This is a genomic window from Chlorogloeopsis sp. ULAP02 (assembly GCF_038404745.2).
Taxonomy (GTDB): domain Bacteria; phylum Cyanobacteriota; class Cyanobacteriia; order Cyanobacteriales; family Nostocaceae; genus Chlorogloeopsis.
On the sequence record NZ_JAYKTT020000027.1, the window covers coordinates 25,937 to 38,985 of the forward strand.

The following is a 13,049-nucleotide window of genomic DNA, read 5'->3' on the forward strand; positions in this document are numbered from 1 at the left end:
AGGGAACACAAAGAGGTATTTTCAGGTGAGGAGGGCAGATGATATTTCTTCTCTAGCGATAGAAATCATCTGCCCTCACCGCCATATCCCAAACTGGGCTATTACAGGACTTACGCACGAGTTATGGAATAATAAACCACACAGACGCAGGGTTCTAAATATACTTTTTCAATATCAACTCCAATTTGTCCTTCGTCACCATCGGAACTTTATCTAAGGGCGTTAAAATTGCATACTTCAAAGCTGAGTGAGCTGCACTAGGCGGTGGATTTTCGCTCAATCGCCGTACGGTTTCTTGAATTACTTTCTGTGCATTTACAGCATTACGCTGCAAATTATTTACTATCATATCTACTGTCACGCTGTCATGATCTGAATGCCAGCAATCATAATCTGTTGCTAGTGCCAAAGTTGCATAGGCTATTTCTGCCTCCCGTGCTAACTTTGCCTCCGGTAAATTTGTCATCCCAATTACCGTTGCACCCCAACTACGGTAAAGATTTGATTCTGCTTTGGTAGAAAATGCTGGCCCTTCCATGCACACATAGGTACCACCTTGATGTAGAGTAACATCTGGTAGCTTGAGAGAAGCGATCGCCTCTGTTAACACTCTTGCCAAGTTCCGGCAAATTGGATCGCCAAAAGCAATGTGAGCAACAATTCCTTCTCCAAAAAATGTAGATACCCGATTTTTAGTTCTATCAATAAATTGATCGGGAACTACCATATCTAGTGGTTTTACTTCTTCCTTTAAGGAACCAACTGCACTTGCCGAGATTAAATACTCTACGCCCAATTGTTTCATCGCATAGATATTGGCACGAAAGGGCAACTCTGTAGGTAAAAGTGTATGATTGCGACCATGACGTGCTAAGAAAGCTACTCGTGTCCCCTCCAAATTTCCCACAATTAAAGCATCAGACGGATAACCAAAAGGTGTCTGAATTTGCACCTCTTCTACATCTTTGAGGGCATCCATCTTATACAAGCCGCTGCCACCAATGATCCCAATTTGAGCTTCAGCCATTATTTTTAACCTCTAGCTTTCTGCAATGCCAAGTTATTTTACTGGCAAATGCGTACATAACTAAATCGATGGCAGATTTGTTGGCGTTTTTGATCTATAAAGTCTGATTCAGATTCCTAGCTCCTAACTTTCCACGCGATAAATTACTAATCAAACATAATATTGTGTCTAGCAATATTATTAAGTAACGCAAATAACTGATACATTTTGTGATGTGAGCCACACTAATAAAGGAGTTTTGAAGCAATCGCAATGGATGTAGATGAACTTCTCATACGCTATCAAGCAGGAGAGAGGAATTTTAAAGGCGCTAACCTTATTGGTGGTTATTTGTATGGAGTAGATCTGAGTGGGGCAAATTTACAAGGAGCATCTCTGAGCGAAGTAGATTTGAGTAAAGCTAATTTAGAAGGAGTTAATCTTAAAGAAGCTTCTCTAAATGGGGCTAATCTTATAGGAGCTAACCTAACTGGGGCAAACTTAAGTGGAGCTAATCTTTACGAAGCAAAACTTACAGGAGCTATTCTCGATGGTGCTCATCTGAAGATGGCAGACTTAATAGATGCTGATTTTACTGCTGCTAACCTACAGGGAGCAAATTTGTACGGAGCATATCTCAATGGCACCCTGTTGCAAGGTGCAATCATGCCAGATGGCACAATTCATGAGTAAACAGTTATCGGTTATCAGTTAAGTAGTTGTGCAAAATCAAATTTATTCGTGCAGACAGGGAACTCTTAACAGGGAACAGCAAAACAATGTGTGTAATTAATTCTGTTTAAGTGCTTACTACTCAATTATTATTCACTGTCAGTAGATCTAAAACTTTTCAATTCAGACAGTCATGTAATAAATCACACAACGGGAACATGAAAATTTGACTCTTCCTACACCCTTACACCCTTACACCCCCACACCCATTTTCAAGACAGACAGGGTGTGGAGTGTAGGGAGCACTGCGGTGGTGAGGTAACGCACCCTTGCGTCTCGACTTGTAGCAACTAGCGTCAAGCGGCGTTTTAGGATGTAGGGAAGAGATTTATGATTTTTTTGGACGGTTGAACTACAGTAGCCACTTATCATTACAAATTTTCTCTATACCCTACACCCCATCATGCCAGTCAGATGTCTCTTCCCACAACGAACGCACTGTCTCGTTACGGCACTGGCTCTCTACACCTAGCCTCAACAGATAAATTTGGTGTACTGACTATTTGCTATCTCCCCAATCTTGTTAACTGATGTGACGTTTCTAAATATTTTGAAATAATCAATAAACTTATCAAAATAGAAAGTTATACACAGCAAATGGTAAACTTAAAGATTGAGCATCTAATGTTCGCCTACCATAATGAAAAATCCACTTCATTCTGACGCTACGGCAATAAAGTAACACAGGTGACACATTTCCATAAATTTGATATTTTAAAAGTTTCAATTATCAACAAACATATATTGGACATCTGAAAAATCTCTATTTTATGATGCTCATACAAAAGCCTTTCAGGAATCCATAATGTCAGAAAATTTTAGAAGTAGAGTTGTTACCCAAGGAGTGCAGCGATCGCCTAATCGTGCCATGCTCCGTGCTGTTGGTTTTAAAGATGAGGATTTCATTAAACCAATAGTTGGTATTGCTAACGGGTACAGCACCATCACCCCTTGCAATATGGGGATAAATAAACTAGCACAACGGGCAGAAATTGGTGTTAAACAAGCTCTTGCAATGCCCCAACTATTCGGCACAATTACAATCAGCGATGGCATTTCGATGGGAACCGAGGGGATGAAATACTCCTTGGTGTCGCGAGAAGTAATTGCCGATTCGATCGAAACCGCCTGCAACGGGCAAAGTATGGATGGAGTACTAGCAATTGGCGGCTGTGATAAAAATATGCCAGGCGCAATGCTAGCGATCGCCCGCATGAATATCCCTGCGATTTTTGTTTACGGTGGTACGATTAAACCCGGACACTACAACGGACGTGATTTAACTGTCGTCAGTTCTTTTGAAGCTGTGGGAGAATATAGTGCCGGAAAAATAGATGATCACGAGCTTTTGGAAGTTGAGCGTCGTGCTTGCCCTGGTGCTGGTTCTTGTGGGGGAATGTACACAGCTAACACCATGTCTTCTGCATTTGAGGCAATGGGGATGAGTCTGCCCTATTCTTCAACAATGGCGGCGGAAGATGAAGAAAAAGCCGATAGTACGGAAAAATCGGCATTTGTATTAGTAGAAGCAATTCGCAAGCAAATTTTACCTCGTCAAATTATCACTCGCAAGTCAATCGAAAATGCGATTTCGGTAATTATGGCAGTAGGTGGTTCCACAAATGCCGTATTGCATTTTTTGGCGATCGCTCGTGCTGCTGGTGTCGAACTTTGCCTTGATGACTTTGAAGCTATTCGCGCTCGTGTTCCAGTTTTGTGTGATTTGAAACCTAGTGGTAGATACGTAGCTACGGATTTGCACAAGGCTGGTGGTATTCCCCAAGTGATGAAAATGCTACTAGTACATGATTTATTACACGGTGATTGTCTCACCATCACTGGTCAAACAATTGCTGAAGTATTGGAAAATATACCAGATGAGCCATCACCGAATCAAGATGTCATCCGTCCTTGGCAAAATCCAATGTATTCTCAGGGACATCTAGCTATCCTTAAAGGTAATTTGGCAACCGAGGGTGCAGTAGCAAAAATTACTGGTGTAAAAGTCCCAAAAATTACTGGCCCGGCAAGAGTATTTGAATCGGAAGAATCTTGCTTGGATGCTATTTTAGCCAAGAAAATTAATGCTGGTGATATAATCATTATCCGCTACGAAGGGCCAAAAGGAGGCCCCGGTATGCGAGAAATGCTGGCTCCCACCTCGGCAATCATCGGGGCTGGCTTGGGTGATGCTGTGGGATTAATTACCGATGGGCGCTTCTCTGGCGGTACTTACGGTATGGTAGTAGGGCATGTTGCACCAGAAGCAGCAGTTGGAGGTGTGATCGCTTTAGTAGAAGAAGGTGATACCATCACCATTGATGCCCAGACTCGTTCGTTGCAGTTGCACGTATCCGATGAAGAATTAGCTCGTCGTCGTCAAAGTTGGCAACCCCGCCCACCTCGTTATACCAAGGGTGTGTTGGCGAAGTATGCCAAGTTAGTGTCTTCTAGTAGTTTGGGTGCGGTAACGGATTTGGATTTATTTTAGTTGTGAGTCATTAGTCAAATTAATTTTGACTAATGGCTGTCTTTTGACAATGACAGGACTTACGCAAAAACTCTCTCAAACTCTTATCTCTTTGTGTTCTCTGTGTCCTTTGTGGTTTGTTTTTCGCTACTGCTACATAAGTTCTAAGTGATTACAAAAAATTTGGTTACTTTTTGATAGAGTGTATAAATGCTAGTGTTTTCAAACGCAGAGGAACGCAGAGTAAGCGCAAAGGTGCGCGGAGTAAGCATCATAACTAAACTATTGGTGCTGATATTAAACCCTCCGCCTCTAGTACCGCTGCAAGTCGTAAAATCAGCGCTTCGTTGTATGGTGCAGCTATTAATTGCACTCCCAAAGGTAAAGCATTTGGAGTTTGAATTGGCACTGATAAAACGGGTAAGCCAATGAATGATAACGGTTGAGTGAATAATCCTAAATGAGGGCGGACAAAAATTTCTTCTCCATCTAAAATCATGGTTTGTTGCCCGATTAACGGTGCAGAAATGGGGGTTGTGGGGGCAAGAATTACATCTACTGTTTGAAAAACTTCACGGACTCGATCTCGATACCATCTTCTAAATCGTTGGGCTTGAATGTACCAATTACTAGGAATTAAAGCACCTGCAAGAAAGCGATCGCGTGTGGCTGGATCGAAATCTTGAGGACGTTGACGCAATTTTTCTAAATGCAGATTTGCTCCTTCGCAGGCTGTAATTACAAATGCTGCGGCACGGGCGCGATCAGCTTCGGGTATAGTGACGTATTCAGTAATATTTAAAGCATCAGCTACTTTTTGCACTGCTTCTAGTGCTTCTGGATTTGCCCCTTTGCAGAAATAATCACCTGCAATGGCAATTCGCAAGCCATCAATACCTTGATTTATTTGTAACAAACAATATTCGGGAGGGCGTTGAGTACAAACTGGATCGCGTTCATCTTCTCCTTGAAGTACATCAAAAGCTGTGGTAATGTCTCGTACAGAACGCGCAAAGGGGCCAATGTGGTCAAAACTGCTGGAAAATAAAGCTACACCAGCACGGGATAACCTTCCGTAAGTGGATTTAAAACCAAAAACGCCACACAAAGCAGCGGGTACGCGAATCGAACCGTTAGTATCAGAACCCAGTGTCAAGGGAACTAATCCAGCTGCCACCGCCGCCGCTGAACCACCCGATGAACCACCAGCGACTCGCTTTAAATCGTGGGGGTTGTGAGTTGCACCGTAATGGGCATTTTCTGTGACGAACCCGTAGGCGTACTCATCCATATTCAACGCACCTACGAGTACTGCTCCCGCTTGTTTTAACCGCGCCACTGCCGTTGCGTCTTGGGTAGCTGGAGGATTTTCAGCATTGATTTTTGCTCCTGCTAGCGTTGTCAAACCAGCAATATCAAAAAGGTTTTTCACCGCAAAGGGAACACCAGCAAGTAAACCGGGGTTTTTACCTTGGGCTATTTCCCTGTCTATCTTTTGTGCATCTGTGAAAGCAGTCTCAGCAGTTACAGCCGTAAAACAGTTCAATTCATTATCTCGCGCTGCAATACGTTTGAGGGCAGCTTGCGTAATTTCTGTAGCGCTCACTTTGCCTTTACGTACAGCATTTGCGATTGTGACTGCATCGGCTGAGTTTATATTCATGGTTCAAATACAGTTGCTGCTTCAATTTCTTCGGGTAAGGGAAAAGAATTTACAAGTTGAGCGATCGCACTAATTCTTTCAAAATTTGCTACCACCCCATCTCTATATTCATCCCTAAGATCCAAATCCAATAAGCATACTAACTGATCAACATATTCACCTACATTAAACTTTTTCTTTTCCATCTTTGCGTCCTTTACATAAATTGGGTAGTTTCATTCTTGCATTTGTACTCTTGTCCACCAAGAAATAAATTTCAAATGCTCTAAGCTAAGTCTGATAGAGCAGACTAAGTAAAATTTGCAGTCAGTTTTAACTGACAGTAGCTCTAAGCCTGGTAATTCAGTTCCAGGCGTTTTAGAAGGTGCAATAGTGAATAGCTTGTTTCCCAATTCTCAATCACAGCTAAAGATTTTTCTACCCATCCAGATTTGTTCTTTTTACTAAACTTTTCCGGGTAAGTTATGCTTGCGTAGTTGCTTATAGTTATAAAAACCAAAAACCAGCCAGAATATTAGAATGAAAGATGTCAGTAACAAAATTGGAATAGAGCCAAACTTAACGATTAAAGGCGGTGCAGCAGCAGTAAATAAGCCTCCACCAACAATAGGCTCAAAAAGTAATTGTTTGTAAGCAAAACTCTCAAAAGCACTGGAGCGATTATCTGGATCAACCATTCGCAATAATAATAATCCAGTAGAAGTCACACCCATAGATTGTCCCATATCACCAATGCCACGTTCAAACCAGTAGAAAGGTAGCAGGCGAGGCGCTAAAAATACAAAAGCACAAACATTCCAAGCAATACCAGCAACTGACAAAACGACAAAAGGAGCAAAATTATCACCAAGTACAGATAGGGAAATTGTTGCTAGTGCTGTGATAATTGTGATATCTAATGCCAACCCACCAATTCGTTCCATCAGAGGGCGACTAATTAAATAAGTTCGTCCTGTACGGATGAGTATATATTGCACAATAATTCCGCCAATTAGGGCGATGGGGAATAGCGGCACGTAAGCCATCAATTGCAGTCCGCCTCTACCCCAAGTTACTGATTCAATCCAGCGCAAAGCTTCTAATATTAGCCAGCCGAAGGCGATCGCTAATCCAACAAAACCAAAATTCAGTGATAGAGGATCAATTAGTAATTCGCGGAATAAATTTTCTCTAGCAATTGTAATACTTGGGTGTTCCTCTGGAAGATGGCTGTCTTGTATTTCCAAGCCAGGTGAAGGTTCGCGATTGACTTGGATGCGTTCTGTGCGTCGTCCCCAATGTATCAAAAATGTACCTGCAACTACACCCGAAACTAGTCCCACCGTCGCTAAAGCCAAAGATAAATCAGCACCAGCAGCAAACCCTAATTCAGTGAAAGTTGGTGCCATACCTGCTGCTGTGCCGTGTCCGCCTTCAAAGGCAACTTCGATTAAACAAGCCGCGATCGGAGGTAAGCCAAAAAGTGGTGTTAATACGGTTATGCCTAGTAGCAATCCTACTACATATTGTCCCCAGGCGATCGTTTGACCGAAAGCCACTTGTGGGGAAGCTTTACGCCAAAATTCTCGCCATCCTGGAACGTAAAGTCCAAGAAATATAGTGGCAAAAACGACATTTATAAAAATACTGGGAGACTGCGCCCACACCGCCTGCACAGTTTCCGGAAATATACCTTTGACAAGAGGAGATTCTGGATTTACTGCTTTGACAACAGCACCAAAAGCACCCGAACCCAGTAGCAAGGCTATAATACCAGCGACAACTGAACTAGGTATGTACAGCGATCGCAAAAACCAAAGGCGTTGTCTGATCAACCGCCCCACCAAGATTAATATAGCAATGAGAATATAAGCCCAAAATACGTCTATGAGTTTGAACATGGCGTTGTTTCGCAGTTGCCTTTAAGAGCTTTGCTTAATTAGAGAATAAATTTTTATCTTTAGATTCTCTAGGAGTCTTGGCATCTTGGCAACGGGGAACCATGCACGGCGATCAATCAAGGAGAGAACTCTGGGTTCTTGATGAAAACCTCTCTTCTCTAGTCCCTAGTCTCTAGCCCTTAGCCCCTATTCTCTAACTAGCGCTCTAGAACAGCAGCATTGCAAAAGCTAAGTCTTTCATAATATAGTTTAATTAATAAGAATATTCTCAATAATCATATTTGCATAACAGCGAATAAACTCCTATATTTTTAGTAATTTTTGTAAAACTACAATTTTATTAAGCTTTAACAAAAATGACAATAAATATCAAGATTAGAGAGTTTGAGGATCTGCGAGACGAACTGATTAAGAACGGTGAGGCAGTTTATTGCTCAGACGGTTTTGACTGCGTTATGGAGTGGAACCACCGATTTGGTTTAGCTAAATGGCGTGAAATTCAGTTGCGTCCTGGACTGTTTATTTGGATTTATGATGAGGAACACCACGTTAGCTGGAGTTTGCAAGAGCAGCATCGTGAGATTCGTTACATAACACTTGCTTTCCAGTTGTTAGGAAATTACCAGGTGTTACAGGAAGGCATAAAGGATAATTTCTACAAGGAAGAGACAGGAAAAACTTATTTGTACAGTGTGCCTGGAGCTAAAGAAGTCGAAACTTACTCAGCCCAATCCCGATTGCTCAGAGCTAGAATTCATCTCGATCTAGATTTTTTAAGCACAATTAGCAGCGATCAATCTAATTTATTACCTTGTGACTTACAGTTATTGCTAGAGGGAAAAGAGGGAAGACGTTTTTACCTCACAGCCGGAGAGATAACCTCTGCAATGCAAGTTGCTTGGTCTCAATTTTTGAATTGTCCTTATCAGGGGACGATGAAGCGGCTTTATTTGGAAAGTAAGGCTTTGGAATTAATCACCTTGCAGTTTGTCCAATTAATGGAGAATAACACAGAAAAATGCTTGTGTGATGGTCTGCGAGCCACCGATATCGATCGCATTCATCAAGCAAAAGATATTTTAATTCGCAATCTTGAGAATCCACCGTCGCTGATTGGATTAGCTCGACAAGTGGGATTGAATGATTACAAGCTAAAAATCGGCTTTCGTTACCTGTTTGGGACAACAGTATTTGGTTACTTGCACCAATATCGGATGGAGCGATCGCAACAGTTGCTGCGAGAAACCCAAATGAGTGTAACTGAAGTAGCGCACACGGTTGGTTATGCTTGTCCAACATCTTTCAGTACTGCATTTCGCAAAAAATTCGGGGTAAATCCCCGTTCTTATCGAGCCTGATCTGTTTGTGGTAAAAACTTGATTTTAGAGAAACTTTAACAAAAAGATCCGTGTAGCAAAGAAAAGATCCGTCTAGAAAAGGACAGGTTTACCTAAAATATCGTATTGTCATATCTAACTTCTTGAGAGTAATTCTCAAGTTTTTTAGGTGTGCGGTAATGAGTGTCAATCAACAACAAGTCTTAAATCGAGTTGGGTTAGCGATCGCCTGTCAATTACTCAAGTTTCGATAGTTCGAGTCTCTCCTAGCCTTTTAAAAATCTACCTGAAAAAGTCATACAGTGGCGACATTATACAAGATGCGGGTTTGTCTCGTCCGCCAGTTCAGAATCAGCAAGACAGATGGGAAGATATATCTGCCGAATCTATTGATCGAGTAAACAGCGATATCATTTTTGTTGCTTACGATCATCCTCAAGACTCTTTTTTAAAGTCTTTTAAAAGTAATCCTTTGTGGTTAAATTTGAAAGCTGTTAAGCAAAATCAAGTATATGAAGTTGATAGTCAATATTGGATTGGTGGCTCTAGTATTATTGGCGCAAACCACATTATTGATGACTTATTTCAGTATCTAAGTTAAAAAATCAAGAAAAAAGCAATTTTATATAAATTGTAAATTTTACTTTTCCCCAACAAATACAAAATTATCACTTATGTAAAAACTCCTCAAAATTTATTTCTCCGTGTCCTTTGTGTTCTCTGTGGTTAATCTTTCAGTAATAAGTGCGCAAGACCTGAAAATTCTAAATAATTCAAACTGGACAAGTTTATTATGCCAAAACACATCCTATATATCTGCAAATCATGCAATGCCCAATCCAACGAAGAAAAAAATCATAAACAGCCAGAAGGTCTTTGTTTGTTCAATCAATTACAACTTCTACATCAAAATTGGTCAAAAAATTCAGAGCTAGAAATTCAAGCTGTTGATTGTTTGTGGTCTTGCAGTCATCCGTGTGTCGTTGCTTTATCTGGTGCTGATAAATTTACATATTTATTGATGGACTTGCCCTTATCAGAAAGTGCTATCGCCCTCCTACAATTGAGCGAAATTTATCTTGATAGCAATGATGGAGTTATTCCTTGGAGTAAATTTCCCAAGGGACTCAAGTCAGATACAGTAGCTCGGATTCCATCTTTTTCAATTGCAAAACCTAACCTCTAACTCATGCGTACTTTTATTATTATCTGGTTAGGTCAATTGGTTTCCACTATTGGTAGTCGCCTAACTGATTTTGCCATTGAAATTTGGGTTTGGGAAAATACAGGTCAAGCAACTGCTTTATCTTTAATTGGTTTTTTTTACTTTTTACCTAACATTTTTATTAGCCTAATTGCTGGGGTGATTACAGACCGATGGAATCGCAAATTATTGATGATTGTGGGCGATATCGGTGCTGCATTAGCAACTGTAGTAATGGTTATTCTCTACTTAGGTGGTAATTTACAAATTTGGCAAGTTTATATTATCGGCACTATCAAAGGAAGTTTTTCGCAAGTTCAAGGCTTATCCTATTCTGCATCAATTGGATTGCTTGTGCCTAAGCAAAAATATATTCGTGCTATCAGCATGGGATTTTTCTCTTATTACGGTTCGGAAATGATTGCTCCCGCGCTGGCTGGTATTTTGTATTATGCAATTCCCTTTTTTGGCATCGCATTAATTGATTTCTTAACCTTTTTATTTGCAATTACGACTGTATTGCTTGTGCATATTCCTCAACCCATTCTGACTGAAACAACACCAAACGACCGCCTCAATATTTGGGAAGATCTGCAATCCGGTTGGAATTATCTCAAAGGCTATCCCAGCTTACTCTTGCTTTTGGTTCTATCGTCTCTTTTTTGGTTGTTTCTCTCTATTAGCGACGCGATTTATTCACCACTGATTCTCGCTCGTACAGAAAATAATGCTGAGGTTTTAGGATATGTCTTAGCTGCTGCTGGTTTAGGAGGGGTAACCAGTGCTGTCATTCTCAGTACTTGGGGAGGCTTAAAACGTCGAATTGACGGAGTGTTGCTTGGCATAATTAGTACTGGTTTGAGTAAAGCTATTTTTGGCTATTCTCAAGTGCTATGGATTTGGTTTCCGTCTCAGTTTTGCGCCTCTGCCAGTATAACTTTGAGAGGCAGTAGTAAACAGGCGATTTGGTTGAGTAAGGTGATCCCAGAGATGCAGGGACGGGTATTTGCAACTGAGAATATGATTCAGCAAATCATGGGGGCAAGCGCTTACCTGATTGCGGGGCCTCTTGCCGATCGCATATTTGAACCTGCAATGAGTCCTGGTGGTTATCTTGCTCCCATTTTCGGTAATGTCCTGGGCGTAAAACATGGTGCTGGGATTGCACTTTTGTTCTCATCGTGTGCGATCGCTATGTTGCTGGTTGGAATATGTGGATATTTCTTACAACCCATACGAGAGATGGAGTCGATTGTACCGGATCGCGACTCAGTTTTATAACGCGCATCTAGTTTGACATTGCAATTTAGTTTAAAAATGGTCTTGAGAAAATGAAATTGGATAAATTGTTTCAAAGCCTGCTGCTGACGAGTGCGATCGCCCTTTTGCTCGGCACTCCTGCAAAAGGTGAAAAAGTGGGAGAGGATGTTCGAGAAACCAACAACAATATTCCCCAACTGAGCGAAATCGAACTTCCTGCGACAAGTGCAATGATGTTGGTACAAACACCAACTAACTCTCCAGCACAGGGGGATATTATCCAAGTTACGGGAGTGCAAGCTAAACCCACCGATAAAGGCGTGGAGGTTATTTTACAAACCCCTGTTGGAGAACAACTGCAAATCACAAATCGCAGTGAAGGGAATAACTTTATTGCTGACATTTCCAATGCCCAATTGCGTTTACCCAGTGGCGATGCGTTCACATTTCGTTCCCAAAAACCTGTTGAGGCGATTACTGAGATAACAGTCACGAATTTAGATGCCAATACTATCCGGGTGACAGTAACAGGTGAGGCAGGATTGCCGACAGTTGAGCTATTTGACAGTGATGAGGGTTTGATTTTTGGCTTGACACCTGCGGCAACGGCGATGCAGCCTGAGCCAGAGCAGCCGACGACTGAGACACCATCGGCAGAGGCGGATGAGCCAATTGAGTTAGTGGTGACGGGAGAGCAAGATGGGTATCGCGTACCGAATACTTCAACTGTAACGCGGACAGATACCCCCTTGCGCGATATTCCCCAATCGATTCAAATCATTCCTCAAGAAGTGCTACGCGATCAACGCGCCAACATTACCAGTGCGCTCCTTAATGCCCCAAGCGTCCGCAACACAGCTCCTTCTAACTTTGACGCATTGCGGTTGCGAGTTCGGGGATTTGTTAGCACTCCTACGCTAAATGGGTTCAAAGAGTCTAACGTCAGAGTTTCTAACGTTGGATCTGATCTGACAGGAATTGAAAGAATCGAAATCCTCCAAGGCCCAAACTCGATTCTATTTGGTGCATCCTCACCAGGCGGAACTGTTAATTTTGTCACAAAACAGCCACTTCGCGATCCCTTCTACTTCATAGAAGCAACCGTTGGAAGTTTTAACTTTTATCGTGGAGAAGTAGATTTGTCTGGGCCATTAGATGAATCTAAGAAAGTACTGTATCGGCTCAATGCATCTTACAGAGATCAAGAGTTTTTTACTGACTTTAGCAAAACCACAAACCTGGTAATTGCCCCATCTTTAAGTTTTGAGCTTGGCAAGAATACTAATCTAACCATTGAAGGAATTTATAAGACTCTAGACCAAGACAACTATAACTTGGGTTTGCCAGTAGTTGGGACAATACTTACTAACCCAAATGGCAAGATACCTCGTACCCGCATCACAAACGAAGGTGATCTTGATGTTACGACTGGAATGATTGCATATAGATTGGAGCATAAATTTAGTGAGAGTTGGTCGTTAAGCAATGCGTTTCGAT

General features: G+C 41.6%; 11 protein-coding genes. 7 read left to right on the plus strand and 4 right to left on the minus strand.

Translation table 11 applies throughout. From position 1 onward, the window contains the following. Positions 1-154 precede the first annotated feature (154 nt). Positions 155-1,027 (minus strand): S-methyl-5'-thioadenosine phosphorylase, encoded by an 873-nt coding sequence (locus U2718_RS13155; RefSeq protein ID WP_342001239.1) that lies wholly within the window; start codon positions 1,025-1,027, stop codon positions 155-157. 252 nt (positions 1,028-1,279) lie between these two features. Here U2718_RS13155 and U2718_RS13160 point away from each other — a divergent pair, with 252 nt between their 5' ends. Both U2718_RS13160 and ilvD read left to right on the plus strand, forming a co-directional pair. Beyond that, the gene (locus U2718_RS13160) at positions 1,280-1,699 is read left to right on the plus strand and encodes a pentapeptide repeat-containing protein (RefSeq protein WP_342001237.1); all 420 of its coding nucleotides are present in this window, start codon (positions 1,280-1,282) and stop codon (positions 1,697-1,699) included. An 844-nt stretch (positions 1,700-2,543) separates the two neighbouring features. Next, the gene (gene ilvD, locus U2718_RS13165) at positions 2,544-4,229 is read left to right on the plus strand and encodes a dihydroxy-acid dehydratase (RefSeq protein ID WP_342001235.1); all 1,686 of its coding nucleotides are present in this window, start codon (positions 2,544-2,546) and stop codon (positions 4,227-4,229) included. A gap of 256 nt (positions 4,230-4,485) precedes the next feature. On the opposite strand, the gene U2718_RS13170 is transcribed toward ilvD, so the two are convergent. The 3 genes from U2718_RS13170 to U2718_RS13180 form a co-directional block, all read right to left on the minus strand. Continuing rightward, positions 4,486-5,871, minus strand: coding sequence for an AtzE family amidohydrolase (locus U2718_RS13170; protein WP_342001230.1), 1,386 nt, complete (start codon positions 5,869-5,871; stop codon positions 4,486-4,488). Next, entirely contained in the window at positions 5,868-6,056 is a 189-nt protein-coding gene (locus U2718_RS13175) for a DUF4089 domain-containing protein (RefSeq protein ID WP_342001228.1), read from the minus strand. The genes U2718_RS13170 and U2718_RS13175 overlap by 4 nt, the downstream gene beginning before the upstream one ends. A 258-nt stretch (positions 6,057-6,314) precedes the next feature. Then, positions 6,315-7,751 carry a sodium/glutamate symporter gene (locus U2718_RS13180; RefSeq protein WP_342001226.1) on the minus strand — a complete coding sequence of 479 codons (1,437 nt, stop codon included), beginning with the start codon at positions 7,749-7,751 and terminating at the stop codon, positions 6,315-6,317. A gap of 356 nt (positions 7,752-8,107) precedes the next feature. Between U2718_RS13180 and U2718_RS13185 the strand changes: the two genes are divergently transcribed. From U2718_RS13185 to U2718_RS13205, 5 genes are all read left to right on the plus strand, one after another. Further along, complete coding sequence (locus U2718_RS13185) at positions 8,108-9,109, plus strand: AraC family transcriptional regulator (RefSeq protein ID WP_342001224.1); 1,002 nt, start codon at positions 8,108-8,110, stop codon at positions 9,107-9,109. 148 nt (positions 9,110-9,257) lie between these two features. Beyond that, positions 9,258-9,689 carry an ABC transporter substrate-binding protein gene (locus tag U2718_RS13190; protein ID WP_342001222.1) on the plus strand — a complete coding sequence of 144 codons (432 nt, stop codon included), beginning with the start codon at positions 9,258-9,260 and terminating at the stop codon, positions 9,687-9,689. 192 nt (positions 9,690-9,881) lie between these two features. Beyond that, positions 9,882-10,274 carry a DUF1636 domain-containing protein gene (locus U2718_RS13195; protein WP_342001220.1) on the plus strand — a complete coding sequence of 131 codons (393 nt, stop codon included), beginning with the start codon at positions 9,882-9,884 and terminating at the stop codon, positions 10,272-10,274. Positions 10,275-10,277: 3 nt separating this feature from the next. Next, positions 10,278-11,573 (plus strand): MFS transporter, encoded by a 1,296-nt coding sequence (locus U2718_RS13200; RefSeq protein WP_342001218.1) that lies wholly within the window; start codon positions 10,278-10,280, stop codon positions 11,571-11,573. Positions 11,574-11,623: 50 nt separating this feature from the next. Then, on the plus strand, positions 11,624-13,049 hold a 1,426-nt coding region (locus U2718_RS13205; RefSeq protein ID WP_411813276.1), incomplete at its 3' end, for an AMIN domain-containing protein.

Coding starts and splice junctions, on each gene's coding strand:
- U2718_RS13175 (WP_342001228.1), bottom strand. CDS start 6,056: ATGGAAAAGAAAAAGTTTAATGTAGGTGAATATGTTGATCAGTTAGTA.
- U2718_RS13170 (WP_342001230.1), bottom strand. CDS start 5,871: ATGAATATAAACTCAGCCGATGCAGTCACAATCGCAAATGCTGTACGT.
- U2718_RS13200 (WP_342001218.1), top strand. CDS start 10,278: ATGCGTACTTTTATTATTATCTGGTTAGGTCAATTGGTTTCCACTATT.
- ilvD (WP_342001235.1), top strand. CDS start 2,544: ATGTCAGAAAATTTTAGAAGTAGAGTTGTTACCCAAGGAGTGCAGCGA.
- U2718_RS13185 (WP_342001224.1), top strand. CDS start 8,108: ATGACAATAAATATCAAGATTAGAGAGTTTGAGGATCTGCGAGACGAA.
- U2718_RS13195 (WP_342001220.1), top strand. CDS start 9,882: ATGCCAAAACACATCCTATATATCTGCAAATCATGCAATGCCCAATCC.
- U2718_RS13180 (WP_342001226.1), bottom strand. CDS start 7,751: ATGTTCAAACTCATAGACGTATTTTGGGCTTATATTCTCATTGCTATA.
- U2718_RS13160 (WP_342001237.1), top strand. CDS start 1,280: ATGGATGTAGATGAACTTCTCATACGCTATCAAGCAGGAGAGAGGAAT.
- U2718_RS13155 (WP_342001239.1), bottom strand. CDS start 1,027: ATGGCTGAAGCTCAAATTGGGATCATTGGTGGCAGCGGCTTGTATAAG.